Source organism: Streptomyces sparsogenes subsp. cuspidosporus, from assembly GCF_039532705.1.
Taxonomy (GTDB): domain Bacteria; phylum Actinomycetota; class Actinomycetes; order Streptomycetales; family Streptomycetaceae; genus Streptomyces; species Streptomyces sparsogenes.
This window is the reverse complement of record NZ_BAAASD010000004.1, coordinates 293,253-320,222: the sequence shown is the minus strand read 5'-3', so window position 1 is coordinate 320,222 and position 26,970 is coordinate 293,253. Positions and strand designations below refer to the sequence as shown.

28 protein-coding genes and 2 pseudogenes are annotated in these 26,970 nt (G+C 71.4%); 15 read left to right on the top strand and 15 right to left on the bottom strand.

Annotated elements, in window-relative coordinates:
- Nucleotides 1-1,704, top strand: a complete 1,704-nt coding sequence (locus ABFY07_RS07620) for an amidohydrolase (protein ID WP_346173697.1) — start codon at nucleotides 1-3, stop codon at nucleotides 1,702-1,704.
- A 31-nt stretch (nucleotides 1,705-1,735) separates the two neighbouring features.
- Nucleotides 1,736-2,560 carry a helix-turn-helix transcriptional regulator gene (locus ABFY07_RS07615; RefSeq protein ID WP_346173696.1) on the top strand — a complete coding sequence of 275 codons (825 nt, stop codon included), beginning with the start codon at nucleotides 1,736-1,738 and terminating at the stop codon, nucleotides 2,558-2,560.
- Nucleotides 2,561-2,644: 84 nt separating this feature from the next.
- Here the strand turns inward: ABFY07_RS07615 and ABFY07_RS07610 are convergent, their stop codons facing one another.
- On the bottom strand, nucleotides 2,645-3,541 hold the full coding sequence (locus tag ABFY07_RS07610; RefSeq protein ID WP_346173695.1) for an NAD(P)H-binding protein: 897 nt from the start codon (nucleotides 3,539-3,541) through the stop codon (nucleotides 2,645-2,647).
- A 68-nt stretch (nucleotides 3,542-3,609) separates the two neighbouring features.
- Between ABFY07_RS07610 and ABFY07_RS07605 the strand changes: the two genes are divergently transcribed.
- Nucleotides 3,610-4,419: a LysR family transcriptional regulator gene (locus tag ABFY07_RS07605; RefSeq protein WP_346173694.1), complete on the top strand. Its 810-nt coding sequence runs from the start codon at nucleotides 3,610-3,612 to the stop codon at nucleotides 4,417-4,419.
- A 49-nt stretch (nucleotides 4,420-4,468) separates the two neighbouring features.
- On the opposite strand, the gene ABFY07_RS07600 is transcribed toward ABFY07_RS07605, so the two are convergent.
- The 3 genes from ABFY07_RS07600 to ABFY07_RS07590 all read right to left on the bottom strand — a co-directional run bounded on the left by ABFY07_RS07600 (nucleotide 4,469) and on the right by ABFY07_RS07590 (nucleotide 6,813).
- On the bottom strand, nucleotides 4,469-4,966 hold the full coding sequence (locus ABFY07_RS07600; RefSeq protein WP_346173693.1) for a GNAT family N-acetyltransferase: 498 nt from the start codon (nucleotides 4,964-4,966) through the stop codon (nucleotides 4,469-4,471).
- Between the two features lie 83 nt (nucleotides 4,967-5,049).
- Entirely contained in the window at nucleotides 5,050-5,418 is a 369-nt protein-coding gene (locus ABFY07_RS07595; RefSeq protein WP_346173692.1) for a hypothetical protein, read from the bottom strand.
- A gap of 135 nt (nucleotides 5,419-5,553) precedes the next feature.
- On the bottom strand, nucleotides 5,554-6,813 hold the full coding sequence (locus ABFY07_RS07590; protein ID WP_346173691.1) for an FAD-dependent monooxygenase: 1,260 nt from the start codon (nucleotides 6,811-6,813) through the stop codon (nucleotides 5,554-5,556).
- Nucleotides 6,814-6,887: 74 nt separating this feature from the next.
- On the opposite strand from ABFY07_RS07590, the gene ABFY07_RS07585 reads away from it, so the two are divergent.
- The 4 genes and pseudogenes from ABFY07_RS07585 (at nucleotide 6,888) to ABFY07_RS07570 (ending at nucleotide 10,146) form a co-directional block, all read left to right on the top strand.
- The gene (locus tag ABFY07_RS07585) at nucleotides 6,888-7,535 is read left to right on the top strand and encodes a TetR/AcrR family transcriptional regulator (protein WP_346173690.1); all 648 of its coding nucleotides are present in this window, start codon (nucleotides 6,888-6,890) and stop codon (nucleotides 7,533-7,535) included.
- Between the two features lie 153 nt (nucleotides 7,536-7,688).
- A pseudogene (locus tag ABFY07_RS07580) lies at nucleotides 7,689-8,333 on the top strand (alpha/beta fold hydrolase); the annotation flags it as partial.
- A 141-nt stretch (nucleotides 8,334-8,474) separates the two neighbouring features.
- Complete coding sequence (locus tag ABFY07_RS07575) at nucleotides 8,475-9,644, top strand: ATP-grasp domain-containing protein (protein ID WP_346173689.1); 1,170 nt, start codon at nucleotides 8,475-8,477, stop codon at nucleotides 9,642-9,644.
- A gap of 97 nt (nucleotides 9,645-9,741) precedes the next feature.
- Nucleotides 9,742-10,146: a hypothetical protein gene (locus ABFY07_RS07570; RefSeq protein WP_346173688.1), complete on the top strand. Its 405-nt coding sequence runs from the start codon at nucleotides 9,742-9,744 to the stop codon at nucleotides 10,144-10,146.
- A 184-nt stretch (nucleotides 10,147-10,330) separates the two neighbouring features.
- On the opposite strand, the gene ABFY07_RS07565 is transcribed toward ABFY07_RS07570, so the two are convergent.
- The 4 genes from ABFY07_RS07565 to ABFY07_RS07550 all read right to left on the bottom strand — a co-directional run bounded on the left by ABFY07_RS07565 (nucleotide 10,331) and on the right by ABFY07_RS07550 (nucleotide 13,712).
- Nucleotides 10,331-10,708, bottom strand: a complete 378-nt coding sequence (locus ABFY07_RS07565; RefSeq protein WP_346173687.1) for a DUF2255 family protein — start codon at nucleotides 10,706-10,708, stop codon at nucleotides 10,331-10,333.
- Nucleotides 10,709-10,926: 218 nt separating this feature from the next.
- A complete protein-coding gene (locus ABFY07_RS07560; RefSeq protein ID WP_346173686.1) occupies nucleotides 10,927-12,198 on the bottom strand; it encodes a multidrug effflux MFS transporter in 1,272 nt (423 codons plus the stop codon).
- A gap of 34 nt (nucleotides 12,199-12,232) precedes the next feature.
- A complete protein-coding gene (locus ABFY07_RS07555; RefSeq protein WP_346173746.1) occupies nucleotides 12,233-12,646 on the bottom strand; it encodes a (R)-mandelonitrile lyase in 414 nt (137 codons plus the stop codon).
- A gap of 49 nt (nucleotides 12,647-12,695) precedes the next feature.
- A complete protein-coding gene (locus ABFY07_RS07550) occupies nucleotides 12,696-13,712 on the bottom strand; it encodes a zinc-dependent alcohol dehydrogenase family protein (protein WP_346173685.1) in 1,017 nt (338 codons plus the stop codon).
- 178 nt (nucleotides 13,713-13,890) lie between these two features.
- Between ABFY07_RS07550 and ABFY07_RS07545 the strand changes: the two genes are divergently transcribed.
- Nucleotides 13,891-14,781, top strand: coding sequence for a helix-turn-helix transcriptional regulator (locus ABFY07_RS07545; protein WP_346173684.1), 891 nt, complete (start codon nucleotides 13,891-13,893; stop codon nucleotides 14,779-14,781).
- 106 nt (nucleotides 14,782-14,887) lie between these two features.
- On the opposite strand, the gene ABFY07_RS07540 is transcribed toward ABFY07_RS07545, so the two are convergent.
- Nucleotides 14,888-15,574 carry a DUF2848 domain-containing protein gene (locus ABFY07_RS07540; RefSeq protein ID WP_346173683.1) on the bottom strand — a complete coding sequence of 229 codons (687 nt, stop codon included), beginning with the start codon at nucleotides 15,572-15,574 and terminating at the stop codon, nucleotides 14,888-14,890.
- Nucleotides 15,575-15,713: 139 nt separating this feature from the next.
- Between ABFY07_RS07540 and ABFY07_RS07535 the strand changes: the two genes are divergently transcribed.
- A complete protein-coding gene (locus tag ABFY07_RS07535) occupies nucleotides 15,714-17,078 on the top strand; it encodes an MFS transporter (protein WP_346173682.1) in 1,365 nt (454 codons plus the stop codon).
- Between the two features lie 66 nt (nucleotides 17,079-17,144).
- Nucleotides 17,145-17,936, top strand: a complete 792-nt coding sequence (locus ABFY07_RS07530; RefSeq protein WP_346173681.1) for a carbon-nitrogen hydrolase family protein — start codon at nucleotides 17,145-17,147, stop codon at nucleotides 17,934-17,936.
- Between the two features lie 154 nt (nucleotides 17,937-18,090).
- Here the strand turns inward: ABFY07_RS07530 and ABFY07_RS07520 are convergent, their stop codons facing one another.
- Together ABFY07_RS07520 and ABFY07_RS07515 are read right to left on the bottom strand one after the other, a co-directional pair.
- Nucleotides 18,091-18,717 carry a GntR family transcriptional regulator gene (locus ABFY07_RS07520; RefSeq protein WP_346173680.1) on the bottom strand — a complete coding sequence of 209 codons (627 nt, stop codon included), beginning with the start codon at nucleotides 18,715-18,717 and terminating at the stop codon, nucleotides 18,091-18,093.
- Between the two features lie 92 nt (nucleotides 18,718-18,809).
- On the bottom strand, nucleotides 18,810-19,661 hold the full coding sequence (locus ABFY07_RS07515; RefSeq protein ID WP_346173679.1) for a phosphotransferase enzyme family protein: 852 nt from the start codon (nucleotides 19,659-19,661) through the stop codon (nucleotides 18,810-18,812).
- A 139-nt stretch (nucleotides 19,662-19,800) separates the two neighbouring features.
- Between ABFY07_RS07515 and ABFY07_RS07510 the strand changes: the two genes are divergently transcribed.
- On the top strand, nucleotides 19,801-20,268 hold the full coding sequence (locus ABFY07_RS07510) for a hypothetical protein (RefSeq protein ID WP_346173678.1): 468 nt from the start codon (nucleotides 19,801-19,803) through the stop codon (nucleotides 20,266-20,268).
- A 63-nt stretch (nucleotides 20,269-20,331) separates the two neighbouring features.
- Nucleotides 20,332-20,862, top strand: a complete 531-nt coding sequence (gene cpt, locus ABFY07_RS07505) for a chloramphenicol phosphotransferase CPT (RefSeq protein ID WP_428836879.1) — start codon at nucleotides 20,332-20,334, stop codon at nucleotides 20,860-20,862.
- Between the two features lie 49 nt (nucleotides 20,863-20,911).
- Here the strand turns inward: cpt and ABFY07_RS07500 are convergent, their stop codons facing one another.
- Entirely contained in the window at nucleotides 20,912-22,030 is a 1,119-nt protein-coding gene (locus ABFY07_RS07500; protein ID WP_346173676.1) for an FAD-dependent oxidoreductase, read from the bottom strand.
- Between the two features lie 278 nt (nucleotides 22,031-22,308).
- On the opposite strand from ABFY07_RS07500, the gene rox reads away from it, so the two are divergent.
- Complete coding sequence (gene rox, locus ABFY07_RS07495) at nucleotides 22,309-23,745, top strand: rifampin monooxygenase (RefSeq protein ID WP_346173675.1); 1,437 nt, start codon at nucleotides 22,309-22,311, stop codon at nucleotides 23,743-23,745.
- A gap of 52 nt (nucleotides 23,746-23,797) precedes the next feature.
- Here rox and ABFY07_RS07490 read toward each other — a convergent pair.
- Nucleotides 23,798-24,013, bottom strand: a pseudogene (locus ABFY07_RS07490) (SAM-dependent methyltransferase); the annotation flags it as partial.
- Nucleotides 24,014-24,036: 23 nt separating this feature from the next.
- Between ABFY07_RS07490 and ABFY07_RS07485 the strand changes: the two are divergent.
- Nucleotides 24,037-24,237 carry a hypothetical protein gene (locus ABFY07_RS07485; RefSeq protein WP_346173674.1) on the top strand — a complete coding sequence of 67 codons (201 nt, stop codon included), beginning with the start codon at nucleotides 24,037-24,039 and terminating at the stop codon, nucleotides 24,235-24,237.
- 46 nt (nucleotides 24,238-24,283) lie between these two features.
- The gene (locus tag ABFY07_RS07480; RefSeq protein WP_346173673.1) at nucleotides 24,284-24,943 is read left to right on the top strand and encodes a maltokinase N-terminal cap-like domain-containing protein; all 660 of its coding nucleotides are present in this window, start codon (nucleotides 24,284-24,286) and stop codon (nucleotides 24,941-24,943) included.
- Nucleotides 24,944-25,121: 178 nt separating this feature from the next.
- Here the strand turns inward: ABFY07_RS07480 and ABFY07_RS07475 are convergent, their stop codons facing one another.
- Both ABFY07_RS07475 and ABFY07_RS07470 read right to left on the bottom strand, forming a co-directional pair.
- Nucleotides 25,122-25,634, bottom strand: a complete 513-nt coding sequence (locus ABFY07_RS07475) for a hypothetical protein (RefSeq protein ID WP_346173672.1) — start codon at nucleotides 25,632-25,634, stop codon at nucleotides 25,122-25,124.
- A gap of 131 nt (nucleotides 25,635-25,765) precedes the next feature.
- Complete coding sequence (locus ABFY07_RS07470; protein WP_470069907.1) at nucleotides 25,766-26,746, bottom strand: AraC-like ligand-binding domain-containing protein; 981 nt, start codon at nucleotides 26,744-26,746, stop codon at nucleotides 25,766-25,768.
- Nucleotides 26,747-26,970 lie beyond the last annotated feature (224 nt).

Genomic DNA, 26,970 nt, shown 5'->3' with positions numbered 1-26,970 from the left:
ATGGATACGTACGCGGATCTGGTGTTTCTCGGCGGGCGGGTGGTCACGGTCGACGCCGAGTTCTCCGTCGCCTCGGCCCTGGCGGTGACCGGTGGTTTCATCAGCGCCGTCGGCGGGCGGGACGACGTCGCGCCGCTCATCGGACCCGGCACCCGCGTCGTCGACCTGCGGGGAGCGACGCTGCTTCCCGGTATCAACGATTCCCATCTGCACGGATGCGCCTTCGGCATGGCGACGCCGCCGCTCTCCCTCGACCTCGGCCACCCCGCCGTGTCCTCCCTCGCGGACGTGGCCGAGGCGGTACGGGAGGCCGTGGCGCGGGTCCCGGCCGGGCAGTGGATCACGGGGCACGGCTGGGACACCGGTTACCTCGACGAGTGCGTGTCCGACGCGTCGCGGCTGCCCTCGCGGCAGGACCTCGATGCCGTGAGCCCGGACCACCCCGTCGTCCTGTACTCCTTCTCCGGGCATGCCACCTGGGTCAACTCCAAGGCGCTGGAGCTCATCGGGATCGACCGGCACACCGTCGCCCCGCCCGGCGGGGCCATCGTTGCGGACGAGTCCGGGGAGCCGACCGGGCTGCTCCACGAGGGGGCCCAGGCCCTCGTCCAGAACGCGCTGCCGCCGCTCAGCCGGCAGGAGCGGACCGACGCGATCAGGTCGACCCTCGCCACGCTCGCCCGGCTCGGCGTGACCAGCTACACCGAGCCCGGGCTCGGCCCCGGCGGCGACGGCATCATGCGGGGCGCGCTCGGCGCGGAGACCCTCGACGTCTACCGCGGCCTGCTGGCCGACGGCGAACTGACCGCCCGCGTCGGGGTCCTGCTCCTGCCCACCGGAATGGCGAGCACCGCCGAGGAGTTCGCCCGCACCCTCACCGCCCTCGGCGAGTCCGGCGACACCGATCCGCGCCGCCTCGCCATCCACGGGGTCAAGATCTTCGCCGACGGCGTCGTCCCCAACAAGACGGCCTGGATGCACGAGCCGTACGTCGGCGGCGGCTGCGGCTCCCTGTGCGTCGGCGGCGAGACCGACGCCGAGCGGATCGCCGTGGTCAACGCCATGATCCGGCACGCCCACGCCGCGGGGCACCAGCTGGGCGTCCATGTCACCGGCGACCGGGCCATCGACACCGTGGCGGACGCCTTCGCCGCGGCCCTGGCCGAACACCCGCGGCCCGACGCCCGCCACTACGTCATCCACGGCGACTTCCTCACCGCGCACAGCATGAAGGTGCTGGCCGCGCACGGCTTCGGCGTCAACATGAACCCCACCATCAAGTGGACCGTCGCCGACATGGAGGAGGAGTTCGTCGGCGCCGGACGGGCCGCGTACGCCTGGCCCTACCGCGATGCCCTCGACGCCGGCGTGCGGGTCGCCAGCGGGTCCGACGCCCCCGTCACCTACCCCGACTGGCGCCAGGGCGTCGCCACCATGGTGCTGCGCGAGTCGAAGGCGGCCGGCCGGGTCAGCGGCCCGGAGCAGCGCATCGGGCTGGCGGAGGCGATCCGTACGTACACGATCGACGCGGCCTGGCAGGACTTCGCCGACGACTGGAAGGGCTCCCTCGAGCCGGGCAAGGTCGCCGACCTCTGCGTGCTCGACGGGGACCTGCTCACCGCCGACCCCCACGACATCCCGGAGATGCCCGTCGTCCTCACCGTGGTGGACGGGCGCGTCGTGCACGACACCCTTCACGATTGACGTATTCCGGGCACATGATCATCCTTGGAGGATGACAGCGGAGCGGAGCACGGCGGACATCCTGGACGCGGCCGTCCACGTCCGTGAGGCCGCCAGGAGCGCCACGACCGGCGCGACCGGCGTCGACACGGTCCTGGCGGCGCTGGCGGAGGTGATGGACTACGACCACGCCTCCCTGGCCCGCTGGGACCCGCGGCGTGGGCGCCACACCACCCTGGCCGGGAGCTACCCGGACGACGCCACGGCCTACATCGAGACCCGCCTCCACCGCGACCCGGTGTTCCCCGTGCTCCGCAGCCCGGCCCGAGGCGGTCTCTGGCTCAGGGACGTCCCCCGGCATCTCCTGGCCGCCTCCCCGGGCTTCCAGAAGGTCCTGCGCCCCCTCGGCATCGAGGACGGCGTGGCCCAGTGCCTCTTCGCCCCCGACGGCCGGTACGTCGGCATGCTGAACGTCAGCACCCGCCGCCCGCGGCGCACCCCCGATCCGGCGCGCGCCGTGGTCACCCTCCTCACCGAGACCCTCGCCGCGGCCGTCGCCCCCCGCGTGGGCCCGCCGCCCGAGGAGCCGGCGGCGGACGCCCGCGCCGCACCCGCGCGGCGCCCGGACCCGGCGCGGCCCGGCGGACTCTCGCCCCGGGAGCTCCAGGTGCTGGCCGAACTGACCGCAGGCCGCACCAACCGGGAGATCGCCGAGCGGCTGTATATCACGCCGCGCACGGTGGGGACCCACATCGAGCACCTCCTCGCCAAGCTCGACCTCCCCAACCGCGCGGCCGCCGCCGCCCGGGCCGCCGCCTGGGGAATCGAGCCTCCCGCCGACGCGAGCCCGGCAGCGGGGCCCGGACGGTCCCGATGACGTCTCAGCCGCGGCGCGCGTACTCGGTGGCGAGGCCGGGGCCGAGAGTGCGGGGGGTTCCGACGACGAGGGCGGTTTTGGCGTTCATGCCTGGACCGCGGGCTTGAGGACGTCCTCGCACCACTGCCGGAAGGTCGTCGGGCTCGCGGTCCGGGGCGTGCGCGCCACTCCGGTGTCCAGGCCGTCGTCCTTGGCGCGCATCATGGCGATGTAGCCCTCCACGAGCGCTTCCGCCATGCCGTGTCCGGCGAGCGCGGCGCGGCAGTCGTCGAGCGACTGCCGCTCGTAGCGCACCGGGCGGCCGAGCACCTCGGACATGATGCGGGCCATGTCATTCGCCGACAGGTCCTCGGGGCCCAGCACCGGGACTTCGCCCGTCCCCGTCCAGGAGCGGTCGAGCAGCAGGCCGGCGGCGGCCGCGGCGATGTCCCGGGTGGCCGCGAGCGGTGCCTTGCGGTCGGCGGCGACGACATCGGTGAACACACCGTCGTCACGGATCGAGGCAACCTGCCGCAGCAGGTTCTCCATGAAAGCCGGGTTCGCGAGCGCCCGGTAGGCCACGCCGGTGTGCGCGATGAGGTCGTCCATGGCCAGCGACGCCGTCACATGCCCGGCGCGGTCGGCGACCGGAGTGCCGCGGCCGAGCGCCGAGACCCCGACGACGTGTCCCACTCCATGGGCCGTGAACGCCTTGGCGGCGGCGCGAGTGAACTCCGAGTAGACGGAGTCCAGGCTCGGTGCCCGCGGGTCCGGCGGGGCCAGCCAGAAGACCGCGTCCGCGCCGGCGAAGGCCCGGTCGACGACCTCGGCGTCGCCGTGCGAGCCGGTGACGACGTCGACGCGGGCGCGGACGGCCTCGGGGAGTTTCCCGGGGTCGCGCACGATGACGCGCAGCTCTTCGCCGCGCGTGGGGGCCTCGTTGAGCAGGATGTCCAGGAGCCGGCTGCCGATGTGGCCGGTGGGGGCGGTAATCACCATCATGCGTGGAGTCTCGGCGCGGCCACCCGCGGAGGTCCAATACCTTTGATGGCAATTGATACCTTGAAGGTATGGATCTCGACCTGCGCAAGCTCCGTTACTTCGTCGCGGTGGCCGAGCACCGGCACTTCGGCCGAGCGGCGGATCAGCTCTACATCGCCCAGCCCGTTCTCAGCCGTCAGATCAAGGCGCTGGAGCAGGAGTTGGAGTGCGCCCTGCTCGTGCGGACCACCCGCAGGGTGGAGCTGACCGCCGCCGGGAAGCAGCTCTACGGAGAGGCGCAGGGGATCCTCGCGACCGTCGCCGCGGCGGTGCGGCGCGTGCGGGACATGGACCAGGGTGTCCAGCGGCTCGTTGTCGCCTTCTCTCCCGGGCTGCGGGTGTCGGACGCGATCCGGGCGTTCACGGAGCGCCACCCGGATGTCGAGACCGATGTCGTCCCGGCGCGCTGGTGGGAGCAGGACGCGCCGCTCCGGGACGGCCGGGCCCAGGTCGGATACCTGCGGCGGCCGTTCAACGACTCGGGGTTGCACACCATCCCCATCGGCCATGAGCCCAGGGTCGCGTGCATGCCGGCGGCCCACCCGCTGGCGGGCCGCCGGAAACTCACCACCGCGGACCTCGACGGCGAGCGGATGCTCGACGCGCCGACGCGACGCACCTCCTCACTGGAAGAGAAGTTCGAGCTCATCGCCTCCGGGCACGGCATCGCGCTCGTCCCGCGGAGCGTCGCGCGATCCTACTCCCGCCCCGACCTCGTCCACCTCCCCGTCACGGACGCCCCGGAAGCCGAGACCTACCTGGCTGTTGCCGGGGACCGGCGGGAGAAGCCGCTACGCGACTTCCTGGAGATCGCCACCGCCACCCTGCGGCCCACCTGACCGCTCAGTACGTGAGGCCACGGCCGGCGACGGCCGCGGCCCCCGGGTGTCAACACGCCCGTTCGTACTCGACCTGGTCAAGGGGGTTCCCATCGCCGAAGTCGTAGGTGCGTGCGGTGCCGCACTCGGTGAAACCGCACTTGGTGTAGAAGCGGCGGGACCGTGGCGTGTCGCGCAGTGTCCACAGGTGCACCCGGGCGAACCCGTCGTCGCGCAGATGGCGCAGCGTCTCGGTCATCAATGCCGCGGCGACACCGCTGCCCCAGCTGTCGGGGTGACTGTAAAACGTGAGGATCTCGGCGAGCCCCGGACGGGTCGAGGACGGGGCGAAGGCGGACAGCGCCAGAGGACAACGATCGTGTTCGGCCAGCAGGATCGTCGCCGCTCCCTGCGCGATCCTTTCGTGCCACCGCGTTCGCCTGCTCCGGACCGCACGTGCGGCGAACTCCGGATCGAAGAAGGGGGCGTACGCCGCCTCCCAGGCGGCGGCGTGGATCTCGCCCAGGCGGTCCCCGTCGTACGGGCCGGCGCGACGAACGGTGAACATCCCCTCAGCCTATCGGGCAACGGGCCTCAGCCGTGCGGTTCTCCGGCACGGACCAGCCCGGTCTCGTAGGCGATGACGACGAGTCAGGCCGTGCCGCCGTCCTCGCTGATCTGCGCCCTGCCCGCCGGTGTGTACGGGCTGCTGACGGAGGCGACCCCCGGCGCGTCGGCGATGCGGTCGAGCGCCCCGGCCATCGCCCGTTCGGCCGCCGGCTCGGTGACCTTCCCGCCTCCGACCTGCCAGACGACCCGGCCGCTCTTGCCCGCCGCGCTGTTCGACGCCCGCTCCAGCAGCGCGGTGGCCTTGGCCGAGTCGGTGTTCTGCGAGGTCGGGCTGTTGCCGAAGGCGCTGCCGGCCGCACCCACTCCCGCGCCCAGGGCGAGCAGGAGGCCCACCCAGAGCAGGACGACGGCAAGCCGGTGCCGGTGGCACCAGCGGGCGAGAGGGGACATCGACGAGCCTTTCCAGCAGTACGCCACACGAGGGTGGGCCGGGGGCCCGGCCCACCCTCACGCTCGCATTGCCCCTGGTCCGTCGTCGTTGGCCGGGCGCAGACACTTTCGCCTACTGCGATCGCAGTAGATGGGTCATCGATCCGCTCGACCCCGCGTCGCTGCTCGCGAGGAGCGGTCAGGTCCGCCCGGACCCTGCCGGGCCCGTCCCTGCCGCGGGCCCGGCGGGCGCCAGTCGGCTATGCCGTCGAAGCCCCGCAGCAGCAGGCCGGGGACCAGCCGGCTGACCGCGGCCACCACGGCGTCGCGCAGGGCGACGGCGGGGGCGCTGGACAGGGCCGGCATGCGGCTGCTGAGCGCCGAGCGGCGCACGATGTCCATCGTGCGGGGCAGCCGGTCGCGGGTGTAGGCGGCCAGCGCGCCCGGCAGGTCGGCGGCGTGCGCGGCGTCGCCGGCGGCCACGTGGTGGGCGAGGACGACGGCGTCCTCGATGGCCTGGTTGCCGCCCTGCCCCAGGGTCGGGGCCATCGCATGGGCCGCGTCGCCGAGGAGGACGGTGCGGCCCCGGTGGTAGGCGGGCAGCGGTTCGGTCTGGTGGCGGATGTCGTGGCGCAGCACATCGCCCGGTTCGACGGCCGCGAGGAGATCGGGGATCGGCCGGTGCCAGTCGCCGAAGAGCCGGAGCAGTTCGGCCCTCTCGTCGTCGGGCGCGCGTCCGCCCTCCGGGGTGAAGGCCGCCGCGTAGGCGTAGACGCGGCCGTCCAGGAGCGGCTGCGTGCCCCAGAGCCGTCCCCGCCCCCAGGTCTCGTGCGGCGTGAAGGGCCGCGCGGGGGCGGGGGCGACGATGCGCCAGGTGGTGAATCCGGCGTAGCGGGGTCCGGGCCGGCCGGGGAAGAGGACGCCGCGGGCCGCCGAGTGGATGCCGTCGGCGGCGACCACGAGTTCGGCCTCGAGCTCCTCGTCCGCCACGGTCACGCGCGCGGGGCGGTCGGCGGCCCCGGGGTCGGCCAGTTCGGCGGCGGCCCCGGTGCGTACGAGATCCCCGGGCAGCCGGGAGGCGAGCAGGTCCACGAGGGTCGCGCGGTGGAGGAGGACGGTCGGTCCGCCGAACCGCCCGTTCGCCGCCGCGCCGTCCATCCGGGCGAGCCGGCGCCCGCCGGGGGTGCGCAGCTCGCCGTCGCCCCGCCAGGCGGCCAGGGCGCGTATGTCGTCGCCGAGCCCGATCACATCGAGGGCGCGTTGGGCGTTGGGGGTGAGCGAGATCGCGGCGCCGACGGGTTCCAGGGTGGCGGCGCGTTCCAGGACGGTGACGGCCCAGCCGCTGCGGTGCAGGGCCGCGGTGGCGGTGAGTCCGCCGACTCCGGCGCCCATGACGACGGCACGGGGCTGCTTCATGATTCCTCCCGACACTACAGGTGTAGTAACCGCCAAGCTACTACACCTGTAGTCGGGCAGATAGGTTGGGGGCCATGACCGCTGATCAGACCCCCGCCGCCCCGGCCGGCGGATCCCGCGCCGAGCTCATCGCCGACACCGCCCTCGCGCTGCTGGCCGAGCGCGGCATGCGGGGCCTGACCCATCGCGCGGTGGACGAGGCGGCCGGGCTGCCGCAGGGCTCGACCTCCAACCACGCCCGCACCCGCGCCGCCCTCCTCGCGGCGGCCGTCCGACGGCTGGCGGAGCGTGAGGCGCGGGTACTCACACCCGACGAGATGCCGCACCCGGGCGGCAGCCCCCTCGACACCGCCGACGGCCGGAACGGCGACGCGCTCGACGCGGTGGCCGACGCCCTCGCCCTCGCCCTGCACCGCGCCCTGACCGGTCAGCGCGCACTGCTGATCGCCCGTTACGAACTGGCCCTGGAGGCGACCCGCCGACCCGAGCTGCGGGAGTTCTACGACACGGCCGGACGCGGCTTCCGGGAGCCGCTGGAGTCGCTGCTGACGGCCCTGGGATCGCCCGAACCGCGACGCCATGCCCAGTCGCTCGCCGCTTGGTGCGAGGGGCTGATGTTCCTCTGCGCCGCCGGGGTCGACCATGCCGCCGTGCCCGGCCACGCGGCGCTGCGCAAGGGGTTCGCGGAACTGCTGCGCGGCATGCTCGACACCTCGGCCTGACGACGTCGGCTCCTGCCGCGCCCACATCCTCGGGCGGGCCCCTCTGGGCGACGGCCAGCCCCCCAGTGGCTCGATGAGCGGCTGTGACCGGCGCGTTCGATGCGTTGGCCGCCTGGAAGGCTCATGAACCTTCCAGGCGGGAGGCGACGTGGCCTTGTCACCGCGCTCGGGGTGTCCTCGGCCGCCGTGGTGGGCATCGACGCGGGCACCGCGCCGGCCTTCCTCCTCGCCCTGCGCCGCCCCGGCCTCGTCCGGCGCCTGGTCGTCATGGAGTCCCTGCTGGGCAGGCTGCCCGGCGCCGAGGACTTCCTCGCCGGCGGGCCGCCGTGGTGGTTCGGCTTCCACTCCGCCGCGCCCGGACTCGCCGAGACCGTTCTGGAGGGCAACGAGGCCGCTTACATCGACTGGTTTCTGCGCGCCGGCACGCTCGGCGACGGCGTGCGCCCCGCCCTCCGGGACGCCTTCGTCCGCGCGTACACCGGCCGTCAGGCGTTGAGCCGCGCGTTCTCGTACTACCGGGCCCTGCCCGAGAGCGCGGTGCAGATCGAGCAGGTGGTCGCCACCGACCGCCTGACGGTGCCGACGATGGCGCTGGGCGCCCAGCCGGTGGGTGCCGCCCTGGAACACCAACTCCGCCCGTTCACCGACAATCTCACCGGACACGTCATCGAAAACTGCGGCCACATCATCCCCCTGCACCGGCCCCGCGCCCTGCTCGCGCTGTTGCGTCCGTTCCTGGCCGGTGAGGAGGCGAGAGCGGCGCGGTCATTCGGGACCCGACCCGACGGGCGGGAATGACGCGAGCTATTCCATTCCCCCCATGAGCCGCATTGTGACTTGCGCCACACCCCATCCCGCAAAGGATCACATCTCCGCACCCCTGTGAAATGATGCGGACTTCTTCGAAGTCTTGGCCGGCCGTAATCCGGGGAGGCAAGAATGCCGACGATGATTGTTATCGGATACAGAGGCGATCTCGATCAGGCACTGCGGCGCCGAGGACTGGATCCCTACTACATCGCGCAGGCGCCGGCAATCCCTCCGAATGGCACGAGATTCAGTCGTGTCGCCGATATCGAGGATGTCCAGGAAGTGCTGCGGGCGGTACTCTCCGCGCGCATCGATGACGTGGCCGGGGCGCTGAGCGTCCATGAGATGGGCGTCTTCGGGGCAACCTATTTGCGGCAACAGCTGAACCTGCCCGGGAACACGGACTCCAAGACGGCCCTGTATTTCCGGGACAAGTACCTTCAGAAGAGCAGGCTGCCGTCCCATATCAGGCGGGCTCGCTGCCGGTACGCGTCACAGGACACGTCGTTCGCGGAACTCGCCGACGACCTGGGGGACGTCTTCGTGGTCAAACCGGCGACCGGAGCCGGCTCGCTCCGTACGAGCATTGTCCGTTCCCCGGAAGAGTATGCGCGAGCCCTGGAGCCGTTCCCGGGCCGATCGGACGTCCAGATCGTCGCCGAATCCTTCATCGACGCCCCGGAAGTTTATGTCGACGGGGTCTGGGAGAACGGCGGCCTCCGGTGGTCGTCCATGAGCAGCTACCACGTATCACCGCTGAGGGCCGCGCAGGGCGGCATAATGGCCGCCTATCTGCTCGACCGAAGGCGGCATTCAACACTGTTCGATGAGTCGGAGGCGATCGCCACGCAGGCACTCGCCGGCCTGAACGCACCCGATTGCGTATTCCACCTGGAGATCTTCCAGGCGGAGGCGGGGCTGACTTTCGGCGAGTGCGCCATCCGCATCCCAGGCGGCCTGGCCCCCCAGATCAACGAGCTGACATACGGCGTCGACCTCTTCGACATCGAAATCAGCCTCGCGCTCGGAGAGGGAGCGTCCAAAGCCCTGAGTAACCAAAGGACGCCGGATCGCTTTCACGGATGCATTCTGCTGCGCGCTGCCAGCGACGGCAATCTGACCCAAAAGGACTTCGAACGCAACTTCACTTTCGATCTGATCGACTACGATTCATCGCCCGATGCGCCGATCGGGCCGTACGGCCGCGTCGGCCAGGCAATCGTCTCCGACCCGGACGAGCTGAAACTGCGGAAAACGATCGAGGAGATCGTGCGATTCAACGAGTTCGGACCCAACTGACGCGCCATCCGGGTCACAGTGGCCGCAGTCGGTGATACGCGCGCCCCCCGCGGGTACCGATACCACCCTCCCCGCCGCTGACGCGAAGGACCTCACGATGCGGAACAGCGCCCGCCCGCTCGGTTGTGCCCGGCCCGCCAGGCTGGTGGGCGCGCTGCTGTGTCTGGCGGTGGCCGTCGTCCATGTGGTCGATCAGGGCGGGTTTCCCGGGTCCAAGGCCCCGCGCTACGTGGCGTTCCTCTTCTACGCGCTGGAGGCGGCCGGTGTGCTGGCCGCGGTCCTTGTGCTGGCGCGTGCCGTCAGGCCGGGGTGGTTCCTCGCGATGGGAGTCGCCGCGGGCCCCATCGCGGGCTATGTGCTCTCGCGCGGGCCGGGCCTCCCCGACTACAGCAGCGACATCGGCAACTGGACCGAGCCCCTGGGGCTGCTCAGCCTCGCTGTGGAGGGGCTGCTGCTGGTCCTCTCTGTCTCCTGCTGGTGGTCGGTGGTGCGGCGCCGATAGCGAAGCTGGGCGGGTGGGGGCGACCGGCGCCGCTGCGGTGGACGGAGTCGACGGCGGGAGAGGTGTGTTCAGGCGCATCACCACCCAGGCCGGGACCGGCGCCGATGAGGGCGAACGTGGTCATGGCAGGACGCTCTCCTGGAGATCGGCAGGCGCCCGGCCCGGGGCGGGCCGGGCGGTGGGTTCAGGGCTGGGGGCTCAGGCGGAGCGTGGTGGCGCGGGCCGGCTCGGCGACCATGGGCTCGACGTAGCCGCTGTAGCGGCCGTACTTGGCCCGGTAGGCGCCGTCCACGCGGTCGTTGACCGCCGGGTCGCCGACCGGGGTGAAGGTGACGTCGGTCTCGACACCGCCGGCGCTGATGTGCCCGGTTCGGCCGGCGCGGGCGGTGTTCCACCACGTGCCGGCCGCGCCGCGCCAGGAGCGGACGTACAGGTCGTCACCCTCGCGCACGACCCAGATGGTGGTCGGCGTGCGCAGCGTTCCGTCGGCGCGGCGGGGCGCGATGCGCAGCTCGTCGGCGTCGGCGATCCGCTGAAGCGTCTCGGGGGTCCAGGTGGTCACGGGCCGTTCTCCTTCACGGTGCGAGGGCTTTTTGGAGGGGGAATGTGTTACCAGGCGTATGCCTCGGGGGCTTCGCCGCCGGGGCCGGGCCAGATCTCGTCCAGCTTGCCCAGCGTGTCCTCGGAGAGGGTCATGCCGCCGTAGACGTCGGCCCTTTCCGTGGGCGCGGATCTGTGGGCGCGGACGGATACGTACCCGTCCGGCGGAGCGGCGGCCGGTCAGGAGGCGGCCGTCACCCGGTCGACCGGTTTCCCGCCGGCGACGACGACCTCCGCGGTCCGGGCGCGGGGGCGGACCGCGAAGGCGTAGGCGATCACCGCGAGCGCGGCGCAGACGAGGGTGACCAGCCCGAGCGGGACGGCGGTGCCGGCGCCGCCGAGGCCGACGAGCGGGGCGGCCAGCCCGCCGAACGCGAAGCGCGCCATGCCGAGCAGCGAGGAGGCGGTGCCCGCGATGCCGGGGTAGTGGGCCAAGGCGAGCGAGGTGGACGGCGGGGTGGTGGCGGCCACGCCGCTGACCATGGTGAGCAGGGACAGCACCATCGCGGCCAGCGGCAGCCGCAGCGCGGCGGTGACGAGCAGCCCGGCCGCGCCGAGCAGGGTCATGGCCAGACCGACGACGAGGGTGCCCTTCTCCGACCACCGTTCCGACAGCCGTCCCGCGACGAAGCCGAACACCATGAATCCGGCGGAGTTCAGTCCGAACGCGAAGGAGTAGCCCTGCGGGGAGAGCCCGTAGACGCCCTGGAGGACATAGGTGGCGCCGCTGAGGTAGGCGAACAGGGCCGCGTTGACGAAACCGGTGATCAGGACGGCGCCGAGGAAGAGCCGGTCGGACAGCAGCCGGCGGAAGTCGCGCCCGCTCCGGCACAGCCCGCCGCCGGTGCGCTCCCGCGGCGGCAGGGTCTCACGGAAGACGGTGAGACATGCCAGCAGGATGACCGCGCCGAGCAGGGCGAGGAAGAGAAAGATCCCGCGCCAGTCGGTGAAGGCGGCGAGCTGCCCGCCCGCGACCGGTCCGATGATCGCGGCCAGTCCGCCGATGACGGTGAGGCGGCCGTAGTAGCGCACCAGCTTGCCGCCGGAATACAGGTCGCGCCCGGCGGCCTGGGCGATCACGATGCCCACCGCTCCGGCCAGACCCTGCACGAAGCGGGCGGCGACCAGCGACTCGACGCTCGGGCTGAGCGCACACAGCACCGAGGTGGCGATGTAGGCGACGGCCCCGACCACCATGGGACGGCGCCGGCCGAACCGGTCCGACAGTGGTCCGGCGACCACTTGCCCGAACGCCAGGCCGAGCAGACACGCGGTGACCGTCAGCTGCGCGGCCGAGGTCGACGCGTTCAGCTCACGGGTCAGCGCGGGCAGCACCGGCAGGTAGAGGTCCATCGAGATCGGCCCGAAGACGGTCAGCAGCGCCAGAACGACGGCCAGGGCGCGGCCGACCGCCCGCTCACGCGGCGCGCTCGGGATCACGGGGGTGCTCACACAGCTCCCATCGAACAGCGGAGGGAAAACGGGTTCAGCGGCGGTGTCCGGGAGCGGCGGCGTACTCCTCGTCGGTGACGGGGGCCAGCCAGTGCACGACGTCGTGGTCCGCGTCGCCCTCGTTGATGGCCAGGTGGACCATCAGCCGGTTCGGCGCGGCGCCGTGCCAGTGCTCCTCGTCGGCCTCGAACAGGACGCGGTCGCCGGGCCGGATGACCTCGACCGGTCCGCCCCGGCGCTGGCACAGGCCGACCCCCTCGGTGACGAAGACGGTCTGGCCCAGCGGGTGGCGGTGCCAGTGGGTGCGCGCGCCGGGCATGAAGTGCACCAGGGCGGCGCTGACCCGGGACGGGGAGGGTGCGGCGGCCACGGCGTCGATGTAGACGTCACCGGTGAACCAGTCGTCGGGCCCCTTGAAGGTGTCGATGGAGCTTCGGGTGATCTGCAAGGTCGTGTCCTTCTCTGTGAGCCTCATGCCGCGGAGCCGCGGCGCGGGGTCAGGGCTTGAGGAGCGCCTTGATGGCGCGGCGCTCGTCCATGGCCTGGTAACCCTCGGCGACCCGCTCCAGCGGCAGGGTGAGGTCGAAGACCTTGCCCGGGTCGATGTGGCCGCTCAGGACGCGCTCGATCAGGTCGGGCAGGTAGCGGCGTACGGGGGCGGGGCCGCCGCGCAGGCCGACGTGGGAGAAGAACAGCTCCTGGCCGTCGACGGCCACGTCGTGGGGGACGCCGACGAAGCCGACGTTGCCACCGGGACGCGCGGACTGCAGGGCTTGCCGCATGGCCTGGGCGGTGCCGACGCACTCCAGGACCGAGTCGGCGCCGATGCCGTCGGTGAGCTCCTTGATCCGGGCGACGCCCTCGTCGCCGCGCTCGGTGACGATGTGGGTGGCGCCGAACTCCCGGGCGAGCTTCTGACGGGGCTCGTGACGGCTCATCGCGATGATCCGCTCCGCGCCCATCTCCTTCGCGGCGATCACCGCGCACAGGCCGACCGCGCCGTCACCGACCACCACGGCGGTGGAGCCGGGCCTCACCTCGGCGGCGTCGGCGGCGTACCAGCCGGTGCCCATCACATCGGAAACGGCCAGCAGGCCGGGCCAGAACTCCTCGCCCGGCACCTCATCGGTGGCGACCAGAGTGCCCTGAGCGTGGGGGATACGCACGTACTCGGCCTGGCAGGTGCTCATGAACTCGCGGTCGAGGCAGTTGGACTGCCATCCGTTGCGGCAGTTGGCGCAGGTGTTGTCCGAGGTCGCGAACGAGCCGACAACGAACTGGCCGGGCTTGACCGCGGTGACCTCGGCCCCGACCTCCTCGACGAAACCGACGTACTCGTGCCCCATGGGGTGCGCCTCGTCGGTCGCGTCCAGGCCGCGCCAGGGCCACAGGTCGGAGCCGCACACACAGGTGACGGCCGTGCGGATGATCGCGTCCGTCGGCTTCAGGATTCTCGGGTCGTCCAGGGTCTCGAAGCGCACATCGCCGGGGGCGTGGATCACTGCTCCGCGCATGGGGGAAGTCCTTACGTTCGTTGCTGGGAGTTGCTGGGAGTTGCTGAGGGTTGCTGGTGGTTGCTGGGGGGTGGTTCTGCTCCAGGTAACCGCTCATCCCGACGGCTAGCGAGATACCAGCGAAAGGTGTACTGGCAGTACATCCCTCCCGCGGCGGGCAGGCCGTACGGTCGAAGGCATGGACAACCGTGAGGAGGTCCGCGAGTTCCTCACCTCGCGGCGAGCGAAGATCAGCCCGGAGCGGGCCGGCCTGCCCGCCGGTTCCCGGCGCCGCGTGCCCGGGCTGCGCAGGAGCGAGGTCGCCGCGCTGGCCGACATGAGCGTCGAGTACTACGCGAAACTCGAACGCGGCAACCTCGCCGGGGCCTCCCCGGCCGTCCTCGAAGCCGTCGCCCGCGCCCTGCGGCTGGACGACGCCGAACGCGCCCACCTCCTGCACCTGGCCCAGGCCGCCGACGGCTCCGACGCCCTCACCCGCCCCCGTCGCCGCACCACCACTCGGCAGTGGACCCCGCACCGCAGCCTGCAATGGACCCTCGACGCGATCACAGCGGGGCCCGCGGTCGTGTGCAACGGCCGGATGGACATCCTGGCCGCCAACCCCCTCGCCCGCGCCTTCTACACCGACCTGCTCGCCAACGTGGACAACCAGAAGAACCTGGCGCGCTTCAACTTCCTCGACCCGGCCTCCCGCCGGTTCTACCCAGACTGGGACCTGTTCGCCGACATGGCGGTGGCCATCCTGCGCCGCGAAGCCGGCCGCGACCCCCACGACAAGGACCTGCACGACCTCATCGGGGAGCTGTCCACCCGCAGCAAGGACTTCCGCACCCGCTGGGGCGCCCACGACGTGCGCCGCCACGGCACCGGCACCAAGCGGTTCCGCCACCCCGCGGTCGGCGACCTCACCCTCGCCTACGAATCCCTGGACCTGGCCGCCGAACCCGGACTCGGCATGACCATCTACACCGCCGAACCCGGTTCCCCCTCAGAAGAGGGACTGCGGCTGCTCGCCTCCCTGGCCGCCACCGAGGACGCCGGCTCGACGGCACGGCACCCCACCGCCTGACACCACCGCGCACCCCGACGCCGGCGGACGGAGCGGGCGGGCCGTCATGCCGGTCATCGGGGCCCCTTTTTCTCGAGTTCTTCTCGCGTCAGCCGGTTTTCCCGCGTCAGCCGATGGGCGCCGGCATGGGCTGGACGTCGTAGTCGAGGCGGATGGCGTCCCCGGTGGCGGGGTCGCCCAGTTCCACGCTCCAGCCGTCGGCGAACTGGTCGACGCCGGGGGTCATGGGGATGGTGCCGGAGATCAGGACGGTGCCGGGCGTGAGGGTGCCGCGTGAGCGCAGGACGTCGACCCAGTAGGCGGGGGTGAGGAGCTCGGCGAGGGTGCCGCTCTGGATCTCGGTCCGCGTGTCGCCATGGGTGACCCAGGCGCGCAGGGTGAGCTCGTCGACGCGGGACTCCACGTCGGCCAGGCGCCAGGCGCGGCGTGCGAGGACATCGGGGCCGGCGTTCTTGCTCCACGCCACGCCGTGCACCTCGAGGTCGCGGTCGGTGTGGTCGCAGGCGGCCGTCAGCAGCAGCTCCCCGCCGTCCGCCACGACCAGCGCCCACTCCGCCTCCCCGGAGGTGCGCCCGTGCTGCACCTGGACCCGGTCGGTCTGCTGGGCGAGGTAGGGGGAGACCGGGTAGAGGGCCGGCGTCACGGACGGGCCGGGCACCCCCAGCTCGGCGAGCTCCGCCACGTGCGCGGCGACGTCCTCCTGGCTGCGCCCGGCGTACCCGGCGTTGAGGACCTGGACGACGTCGACCTCGCGCGTCGATCCGTCGGGCAGTTCGAAGGTCAGCACGGCCATGAGGGCACTCCCAGAGATCGGGTGACGGACCGCGGGTGGGATTTCTCCGCGGTTAAGTTCTCGCGCAGGACTTGCGCATACGACCTGTATACAAGAAGTATGCCGGAAGGTCGATGTCCCCCGAGCAAGGATGGGAACCATGCACGACATCCCGATGGACGGCGCGAAGGCGCCCGACAGGCACTCCGGCGTCCGCCGGGCCTTCGTCGCGAGCCTGACCGGCACGGCACTGGAGTGGTACGACTTCGCCGTCTACTCCGCCGCGGCCGCCCTGGTCTTCGGCGACCTGTTCTTCCCCTCGGAGGACCCGCTCACCGGCACGCTCCTGGCGTTCTCCACCTACGCGGTCGGCTATGTCTCGCGCCCGCTGGGCGGCTTCGTCTTCGGCCGCCTCGGTGATGTGATCGGCCGCAAGAAGGTGCTGATCGCCACGCTGGTCCTCATCGGCGCGGCCACCTTCCTGATCGGCGTCCTGCCCGCGTACTCGACGGCCGGTGTGGCCGCTCCCGTCGCCCTGGTCGTGCTGCGCTTCGCCCAGGGCGTCGGCGTCGGCGGCGAGTGGGGCGGCGCCGTACTGCTGTCCAGCGAGTTCGGGGACCCACGCCGCCGCGGCTTCTACGCCTCCGCCGCGCAGGTCGGCCCGCCCGCCGGCAATCTGCTGGCCAACGGAGTCCTGGCCGCCCTCGGCGCGCTGCTGACCGAGGCGCAGTTCGAGTCGTGGGGCTGGCGCGTGGCCTTCCTGCTCTCCGGCGCTCTCGTCGCGTTCGGGCTGTGGATCCGGGCGAAGCTCGAGGAGACCCCGGTGTTCAAGGCGATGGAGGCCGAACACTCCCGGCCCGAGGCGCCGATCCGCGAGGTCTTCACCACCCAGCCCCGCGCCCTGCTCGCCGCCATCCTCTGCCGCGTCGGCCCCGACGTGCTGTACGCCATGTTCACCGTGTTCATCCTGACGTACGCCACCGAGGAGCTCGGCATGTCGCGTGGCTCCGCCCTCGCGGCCGTCCTCATCGGCTCCTCGCTCCAGGTCTTCCTCATGCCGCTGGCCGGCGCACTCTCCGACCGGATCAACCGCCGCCTGCTGTACGGCGGCGCCGCGCTGGCCGCCGGCGTGTGGCCCTTCGTGTTCTTCCCGATGATCGGCGGCGGCACCTGGCTGCCCCTCGCCACCGGTGTCGTCGTGGGCCTCGTGATCCACTGCTGTCTGTACGGACCGCAGGCCGCCTTCATCGCGGAGCAGTTCTCGCCCCGACTGCGCTACACCGGCTCCTCCCTGGCCTACACCCTGGCCGGGATCATCGGTGGCGCCGTCGCTCCGCTGCTGTTCACCAGTCTGCTGAGCGCCTACGACAGCTGGGTGCCGCTGGCCACGTACATCGCCCTCGCCTCGGCCGTCTCGCTCGCCGGGGTCTGCCTGGGACGCGACCCCGAAGCCGCCGTCGACGAGGACACCCGCCTCGCCTCGCCGGAGGCCCCGGCCACGGCGGACGCCACCCGCGTCGGCTGACCACGAAGCCGGCGCTCTCCCGCCCCCTCGATCCCTCATCCCGTCCTGTGAAGGAGGAACCGCACCGTGCGGATCGCCCTCAGTCAACTCACCACCGGCCCCGACCCCGACAAGAACCTCCGGCTCGTCGAGGAGTGGACCCGCCGCGCCGCGGACGCCGGAGCTCGGGTCGTCGTCTTCCCCGAGGCGTCGATGGCCTGCTTCGGCACCCCCCTGGCACCGCTCGCCGAGCCGCTGGACGGTCCGTGGGCCGACGGGGTACGGCGGATCGCCCGGGCCACCGGCATGGTCGTCGTGGTCGGCATGTTCACTCCGGCCGACGGGGGACGGGTGGCCAACACCCTGCTGGCCACCGGGCCCGGGGTCGAGGCGTCCTACGACAAGATCCACCTCTACGACGCCTTCGGCTACCGCGAGTCCGACACCGTCGCCGCGGGTTCCGCCACGACGGTGATCGAGGTGGACGGCGTAAGGCTGGGCCTGGCCACCTGCTACGACGTGCGCTTCCCGGAGCTGTTCCGGGCCCACGCCGACGCCGGAGCCGTGGCCACGCTGCTGGCCGCCTCCTGGGGCGCCGGGCCCGGCAAGCTCGACCAGTGGGAGCTGCTGGTGCGGGCCCGTGCCCTGGACGCCACCGTGTGGCTGGCCGCCGTCGGCCAGGCCGATCCCGGCACCGAGCCGGGCCCCGCGCCGACGGGCATCGGGCACAGCCGGGTCGTCGGCCCCGACGGAACGGTCCGGCACGCTCTGGGCGCGGAGCCCGAGCTGCTGGTGGCGGACCTGGACATCGCCGAGGTCGCCGCGGTCCGGCAGAAGACCTCCGTGCTGGCCAACCGGCGGCCGGAGGTATGGCGGTGAGCAAGCCCGAGCCGGACCGCTCGGCCGGGCCTTCACCGCGGGCATGTACGTCTGCCGCCCGCCCGGGATGGCGCACGGCCCCTGGACCTCGCGGGACGGTGTCACCATGCTGGTGATCACCTACCCCGAGCCCGGCCGGCGGTGATCGACGGGGTCAACCCTCGAGCAGCACCTTGAGTGTCGACTCCAGATGGTGGTCGATGGCGGCGCACGCGGCCTGTGCGTCACCGGCGGCCAGGGCGTCCAGGATGGCCTTGTGTTCCTCCAGCACGGCTTCCTGACGCCCCTGCTGGTTGAAGAGGGCCACCACTCCGGCGCGGACCTGGCGGCTGCGCAGTCCGTCGTAGTGCCGGTCCAGGAGGGCGTTGCCGACGGCGGACACCAGGACCGAGTGGAAGCGGTGGTCCACGGCGATGAACTCCCGGGCCTGCTCGGCCCCGGTGAGCTCGCGCTGCCGTTCCAGCAGGGACCGCAGCTCCGCCACCGGGGCCCGTCCTTGGGAGACGAGCTGCTGGGCGGCGTACCGCTCGACGATGCCCCGCAGCTCCATCAGCTCGCGGATCTCCCGTCCCGCCAGGGGCGCCACCCGGGCGCCCCGCTTGGGCACGAGCTCGACCAGGTCCTCGGCCGCGAGCTGCAGCAGCGCCTCCCGGATGGGCGTGCGGGAGACACCGATGCGGTCGGCGAGCTCCTGCTCCGACAGGAAGGCCCCTTGCATCTCGGGATCCGTCAGCACCGTGTCCTTGAGATACGCGTACGCCTTCTCCCGACCGGACGCCACGGCAACCCCCAGACATCGCATACAGTTTGTATACAGACGCTACCACGCGTCTTTCCGCCACGGCACGCGCGGCGACCGCCAAGGTCCCGCGCTCAGCCGTGGGCGTCCAGGGGGTTGTGGTCGAGTGCTGCCCGGATCCGGCTGAGCCACTCCGCACCCAGCCGGCGGCCGTCGGGGAGCTGGTCGTCCCGATCCCAGCGCCATGTGGTGATCATCGCCAGCACGAGGATCCGGCACTCGCGCAGCAGGTCTCGATCGACGCCCGGATAGTGCTCGCCGACTTCTTCGGGCGCATGGGCGAGGTCGAATTCGACGGGCCCACGGCAACACGTCTCGAGGTCTATGAACAGCAGTCCGTTGCTCGTGGTGAGCACGTTGCCCGGATGCGGCTCGCCGTGCAGCAGCTGCTGGGCACCACCGCGCTCGCCGATCACTCGTCGCAGACGTCGTAACGTGTCGCCGAGCAGCTCCCGGTCCGCGTCGGCGAGCGCCGGAGTGCGGTCACGGTCCGCCAGGAGTCGTTGGGCCTGCTCGACCCGGTCCGTGAAGTGCGGCGTCGGGACATCGACCTCGCGCATGCCGGCGTGCAGCCGCTCGAGCGCGTCGGCGTAGTCGGCTGGTGAGACCTCTTGGGGCGCCACGGGTTCGTACCAGGTCCACAGCGTGACCACGAAGCCGTCACGCTCATAGGCGCGTGGCTCCACCCGAGGCTCCAGAGCAGCCACAGGGCATCCGGATTCGGCGAGCCGCTGAGCCAGCTCGACTTCGAACTCCGCCACCTGATGCGCCACGGGTGCCACCCGGGCCAGGACGTCACAAGGCAGCAGACGCAGGGTGAGCTTGTTCGAGTCGTTGAGAACGACCGCGCCTTCGACTGCCAGGCCGAGTGAGGAGGCGATCGACATGGCCGCGGCCACCGCACGCGGGAACTCCGACGCCTGCATCGTCGCCTGGCCCCTCTCCCTTGGCCGCTGCCATGACTCCCCAAGCGGTGCAACTCGCGCACCCTACCAGGGCCGATCGCGCCGGCCGGAGGATCGCGGCAGCACCGGGGCCGGCATGCCCGGTGGCTAGGGTTGCCTCGTGGAGTTTGACGTGCGGGAACGGTGGGGCCGCCAGCCGTTGTGGGCAAGGTGGGTCCTTGGGGTGTACCTGATGGGTTTTCTCGTCGGCTTCGGGAGCCATGCCGCCGATCTGGCCCGTGGCGGTATCCACGCCTATGCGGGGTTTCCTCAGGTTCCCTTTCAGGTGTTCTTCGTCGGTCTGGTGGTCCTCGATCCGCTGGTCGCCGTCATGGTGGCGCTGATGCGGCGGGAAGGGGTGTGGCTGGCAGTGGCGGTGATGGTGGTGGACGTCTGCGCGAACTGGTGGGGCAATCGGCACTGGCTGCGTGACGATCCGGGGCAATTGGCGGGGCTGCTGCCCCTCACTCTGTTCGGTGTCTTCGTCATCGCGTCCTGGCTGCCGTTGCGCCGCGCGATCGCGAAGGCGCTGAGCGGGCCGTCTCCGGAGAGGGACTCGAGAGAGAAGGGCACCTTCGTCAGCCACTGAGATCCCGCTGTTCACGGAAATCCGTTTAGAGGGTTGCCCCGGGGCCTCTACTGTGGCGCCGTGATGACTCAGGTGATCGTTGTCAACGGTGGTTCCAGCTCGGGGAAATCCGGGATCGTTCGATGTCTGCAGGCGGTCCTGCCGGATCCCTGGCTGGCCCTCGGCACGGACACGCTGGTTGAGGCGATGCCGGCGTCCATGCAGGCTTCGGACGGCGGGATCGAGTTCGCTCCGGACGGAGAGGTGACGGTCGGTCCCGAGTTCCGGACGCTGGAAGCGGCATGGATCGAGGGGGTCGCCGCGATGGCCCGCGCAGGCGCCCGGGTCATCGTCGATGAGGTGTTCCTCGGCGGGGCGGACTCACAACAGCGCTGGCAGAAGGCCTTGGGCGAACTGCAGGTGCTGTGGGTCGGCGTCAGGTGTGACGCGGCGGTGGCCGCGGGCCGTGAGGTCGCGCGAGGCGATCGGACCATCGGGATGGCCGCGTCCCAGGCGGAAGTGGTCCACCAGGGCGTGTCCTATGACCTCGAGGTGGACACCACACACGCGGAGGCGATGGAGTGCGCCCGGACCATCGCCGCGCATGTCACGTGATCGATGGCCGGGCGGGCCGTCTGCCGCTGGGGCCTCGCGCGCTTGGCGGTCAGGATGGCTGGACTTGGTCGAAGAGGGCGACGGCCTCGGCGGGGTCCGGGCTCACCAGGCGTTCCAGACCGGCCATCGTGATCTGCGCCCACTTGCCGGCCCGTGTCCACATCTGTTCCTCGAAGGCGCGGACCGCCTCGTCCAGATCACCAGGGCCGGTGGCGATGGACTCGGCGAGTTCGGCGCCTTCCAGCAGCGCGAGGTTCGCGCCCACCCCCAAGGGGGGCATCAGATGGGCGGCGTCGCCCAGTAGCGTCACCCCGGGGACGTGGGTCCAGGTGTGGGACACGGGCAGGACATAGCAGGGGCGGTGGACGAAAGCGGTGCCGTGGCGGAGGAGGTCGAGGACGGGAGCGGCCCAGCCGTCGAACAGACCCAGCAGGCTCGATCGCACGGCCTCGACATCGGCCAGGTCCAGATTCGCGTGCCAGTCCACGGGCGCGCGGAACCTGGCGTACACCTTGACGTGGCCGCCGCTGTTGCGCTGGGCGACGAGGGAGCGGTTCACGCCGTACGCGGCCACGGAACCGTCGCCGATCAACCGCGCGAGGTCGGGGTGGCGGGTGTCCACGTCGTCCAGAGAGGTCTCGACCGAGGTGACGCCGGTGTAGTGCGGCGTCACCGACGAGACTGCCGGGCGGGTCCGGGACCAGGCGCCGTCCGCGCCGACCACGAGGTCGAAGGTCTCCTGGCCCCCGTCCGCGAAATGGACCGTCGCGCCATCCTGGGTCCCCGGCACCACCCGCGTCACGCCCTGCCCCCAACGGACGTCGAGGGGGCCGAGCAGCAGGTCACGGAGTTGCCCGCGGTCGATCTCGGGATTGGCCTGTTCATCCGGACGGGGTCGCCAGTCGCGCAGGACGGTCCCGTCCGTGTCCAGGATGCGCATGGCCTGCCCCTCGCGACGAGACAGCGCGTGGAACTCCGCCAGCAGCCCCGCCTTGTCCAGCGCGAGTTGGCCCAGCCCTTCGTGCAGGTCCAGCGTGCCGCCCGGGGGGCGGGAGTCGGGGGCGGGATCGCGTTCGAGGACGGCGACGGGGTAGCCATGGCGGTGCAGGACGCGGGCGAAGGCAAGGCCGGCGGGGCCGCCCCCGACCACCGCGATGCGGTGTCTCATGGCGATACACCGTATTGCTTCATTACGGTGAATCGCAACCGTGCGGCGTGACCATCACGGTGGGGGACCGGTCGGAGCCGCCGGCCCGCTCCGGGAAAGCATTGGACGAGGTGATGCCGGGGCTTGTAGCTTGCAGGGGACCGTGACACCGCCCGAGGAGGTGAGACCCATGAACGCTGTATCGACGTGGGTGCTCCCCCTTCCCGTCACGGCCGGCGATTGACGTAGGCGTCGCCGGGAGCGCCTCGACAACAAGGCACTCCCGAAAGGCAACACCTATGGACTCTCCGCAGTGGGACGTGATCATTGCCGGGTGCGGGCCGACCGGCGCGATGCTGGCCGCCGAACTCCGGCTGCACGATGTGCGGGTACTCGTTCTGGAGAAGGAAACCGAGCCCGTTTCGTTCGCCCGCATAGTCGGTCTGCACATCCGCAGTATCGAGCTGATGGCAATGCGCGGACTGCTGGATCGCATGCTCCAGCACGGAAGACAGCGTCCGGCCGGCGGATTCTTCGCCGCCATCGCCAAACCCGCGCCCAAGGGCCTGGATTCCACGCACGCCTATCTGCTGGGCATCCCGCAGCCGGTCGTCGTTCGCCTGCTCGAAGAGCATGCGATCCAACGGGGAGCGCAGGTCCGGCGCGGTTGTGCGGTGGCCGATGTCGAGCAGGACGACGAGGGCGTGACCGTCGAGCAAGCCGACGGCGAACAACTGCGTTCGCGCTATCTCGTCGGCTGTGACGGCGGGCGCAGTACGGTGCGCAAACTGCTCGGCGTCGGCTTCCCCGGCGAGCCCTCGCGGAACGAGACGCTGATGGGCGAGATGCAAGTGGGTGCGCCGCAGGAGGAGATCGCCGCCAAGGTGGCCGAAATCCAGAAGACCAACAAGATTTTCAGTCTCAGGCCCTTCGGCGCAGGTGTCTATCGCGTCGTCGTCCCCGTCGCGGGAGTCAGCGATCGCGCGGAACCGCCCACCCTCGAGGATTTCAAACAACACCTGCGCACTATCGCCGGAACCGATTTTGGCGTGCACTCACCGCGCTGGTTGTCCCGCTTCGGGGATGCCACCCGGCTGGCCGAACGTTATCGGGTCGGGCGGGTGCTGCTGGCCGGCGACGCGGCACACATCCATCCCCCCACCGGCGGGCAGGGCCTCAATCTGGGGGTTCAGGACGCGTTCAACCTCGGCTGGAAACTGGCCGCACAGATCCGCGGCTGGGCGCCGGAAACACTGCTGGACACCTACCAGGCCGAACGCCATCCGGTCGCCGAGGACGTGCTGGACAACACCCGCGCCCAGATGGAACTGCTGTCCACCGAACCGGGCCCGCAGGCCGTGCGCAGGCTGCTCACCGAACTGATGGACTTCGACGAGGTGAACCGCTACCTGATCGAGAAGATCACCGCGACCGGCATCCGCTACGACTTCGGCGAAGGCCCCGACCTGCTCGGCCGCCGCCTGCCCGACATCGACGTGCAACAGGGCCGCCTCTACGACCTGCTGCATCGCGGCCGCGGACTGCTGCTGGACCGCACCGGACGCCTGACCGTCGGCGGCTGGTCGGACCGGGTCGATCACCTCGCGGATCCCACCGCGCCACTGGACGCTCCATGCGCCCTGCTACGTCCCGACGGCCACGTCGCCTGGGTCGGCGACGATCAGGAGGACCTGGACGACCACCTCTCCCGCTGGTTCGGCAACCCCGCCAACTGATGTCGCCTGAGCGACCAGCCCCCGGCACCGAACCCCACCGTCCAGCGGGTCCTCAGCCGGGGCGCTTGGCCATGACCACCAGGCCCGGCCCGCTCTGCTCATCCGCGGGGAGCCGGAGTTCGGCGACCGGACGCAGTCCGGCCTGCTCGATCAGGTCCACGAGTGGTTCCGGCCGCCACTTGTGTGTCGTCCACCGAACGGGTACACCCCCGTAGGCCTCGGTGCGCACCACGTCTTCGTCCCCGACGTGGGTCGCGGTGATGAAGTGCTCTGTCACCGGGGTTGAGCAGGATGTGCCCCCACGCGCTCGCACGGTCCGAGCTGATCTATTCCATCCTCGACCGGGCCGGGCTCCAAGGCCCCCACAACAACGACTTCGACGGCTCCTTCCGGCTCGGGCTGGACACCGTGCTCGACGGGATCGCGGCCCACATCGGCGCCTGGGCCGGACGGTCGGAGCGCCTGGCTGTCGAGGGCAGAAGTACGTCATGATCGAACCACGTATCAGCGCATTCAAGTTTGGTGAGGACACATCGGCATGGCCATCATCCACCGCACCACCCTCAAGCCGACCAAGCTGGAACTGCTCACCTCCTGGCTGCCCTCGCGCCCGTGGTACGGGGGCGGCGCCGGTGAAGCCAGGCTGGCGAAGGCGGGAGGCTTCCGGCTGGACGACCCGCGGGGCGCGGTGGGGATCGAGTTCATGGTGGTCACCGACGCCGCCGGTGCGGAGCCGGTCAGTTACCTGGTGCCGCTGACCTATCGCGGTGCGCCGCTCGACGGGGCGGAGCACGCCCTCGTGGGGACCATGGAGCACGGGGTGCTGGGACGCCGCTGGGCCTATGACGGCTGCCACGACCCGGTGCTGGTGGCCCAGTTGTGGGCCCTGATCGAGGGGCGGGTGCAGGCTCAGGCGCAGAGCACATCCGACGCCGTCGACCGGGAGGTCACCCGCTCCTACGCCGGTGCGGGCCTGGCGTCGGAGGAGGCCACGGCCCCTGTCACCGACGACTCCGAGGGCACCGGGCTGACCGCACCGGATGGCGCGACCCTCCGTGTGCACCGGGTCCTGAGGCCCGCCCCGGACGGCGCGTCGCCCCTTCCCGAAGGAGCCATCGGCCATGTCGGCGGTGTCTGGCAACTGCCGGACGGCACCCGCGCCCGCGGGCTGTTCGCCGTCCTGCACCCCGGCTCGTGAACACCGGGGGCCTCCCCGGCCTCGGCGCCGGCTTCCGGCCCCAAGCCCGTTCCGCCTGAACCCGAACGGTCCGGGGACATCCGGGCGCAGCCCGCCGGAACAGCCCGGACACGCGTGAGGGCCCCCGGGCGGCCAACGCCGCGCCGGGAGCCCGTTCACCCCCGCTGGTCGGTGCCGGCTAGAAGCCCTTGCAGCGGCTGCCCGACTGCCAGGGAGCCTTGGCGCCGACGCAGACGTACACCACGACGCCCTTCGAGGAGGAGTCGCCCCACTGGAAGTGCTTGACTCCGCGCGAGGGCCCGTCCGTGGCCAGCGGACCCGACCACTGGCGCACCCAGCGGCCGGTGTGCTTCTTGTCGTACCTCACGTACGCCCGGGCGGCCTTGCGGTCCCTGCTGCTGGTGTCCTGCACCCAGGAGGACGAGTAGTCGATGCGCGCGTTGTACCGGTTGTCCCAGCAGATGTGAGTGGCGGCGCGGGCCCCCGACACACTGCCACGCGCGGAGCGGTGGTGCGGCCAGTTCCTGCCGCACTCCAGCCCCGCGGTCGGGGAGGCAGCGGTGATCCTCTCTCCCTTTGCGGCCTTGGCGTCCGAGGACGCGGCGAAGGAACTGGTCGCCTGGGGGAGAATGAGGCTTCCCCCTAACACCGCTGTACCGACAGCGAGTGTCAGCCTCTTGCTGATGGACATATCGCTCGATCCTTTGTGACTCCGTTGGTCCTCGACCCGCGGGAGGCTGTTCTCCGGCAGGCCCTGTTCCGTACTCCGGTTCATTCTGCGGAGCGGGGGCGGTGGAGTCGTTGGCCGTGCGCGCCCGGTAGTTAACCCGGCGCGCCAGTTCCGGTGAGCGCCTGCTGCCGGTATTCCTGCGGAGAGCAGCCGTACCCGCGTCGGAAGGCGCGGCTGAAGGCCGCGGGATGGCTGAAGCCCCAGCGCGCGGAGATCCGGCACACCGCGGTCCCGCGCTGCGCAGGATCGGAGAGATCGTGCCGGGCTCCCTCGAGGCGCTGTCGGCGGATCCAGTCGGAGACGGTCAGCCCGTTGCTCTCGAAGAGCCGGTTCAGGGAACGGGGCGAGATGTGCAGCGCGGCGGCGACCTCGGCCGTACTGAGCGCCGGATCGCCCAGACGCTGCTGGATGACGCTCTTGCCCTCCAAGAAGAGCGCGCGTCGGCGGCTCTCGGCCGGCAACTCGTGCTCGGCTTCGAGACGGTGCGCCAGTAAGCCGCTGAGCAGGTCGACCAGGATCGCCGACAGGCGGGCCCTGTCGGATGTCCGGTACTGACGGGCCCTGTTCGTCACCTGGGTGAGGAAATGTGCCAGCAGCTCACCGAAGGCATCGGCCGCCGGTATCCGGGTGGCGAAGGCCTGGTCGAGGGTCTGCGGGCGGACAGGGATGAGGCTGCGCGGGATCTGCGCCAGGATCTGCGACACGGGCCGGTCCTCGGCCCTGGCCGAGCCGTGGAACGGTCGGGAGGAACTGAACACCAGCAGCTGATGGACGCCCGCGGTCGCCTCCCGGCCGCAGTGTGACAGCGTCATGGTCCCGTGGACGGTGAGGGAGAGCAGACACGACTCGGGGTCGCGCTGTCGGATGAGCTTCGGCGTCCTCAGGGAGGTCAGTGAGTGGTACGTCATCGCTGTGACCTGTGCGCCACCGAGATCCACGAGATCGGCTGTCGCCCGGAAGCGGGACCGCCGGTCGGTGTCCAACAGGGAGGGAAGCATCGCCGACGCCGTCATCTCCCGCCACCAGCCGAACCGGTCGGCCTGTGGCAGGTCATCGGTGGTGAGGCTGGTCAAGATCACTGTTCTCCCCCTGAGGCCGCTGAAACCACTGCTCGGTCAGGGCCATGCTGGGGCGGGGTCGTCAATGTCCGGATGACGTTCGATAAATGCCGATGAGATCCCTCAGGCTCACCGGCGGGAACGGCCACAGCCGTTCCCGCTCGGCATCCGGTAAGTCGCCTCGGTCAACACCCGGCACCACGGTCCGACAACCCGACGGTCACAGCAACGGGCGGACA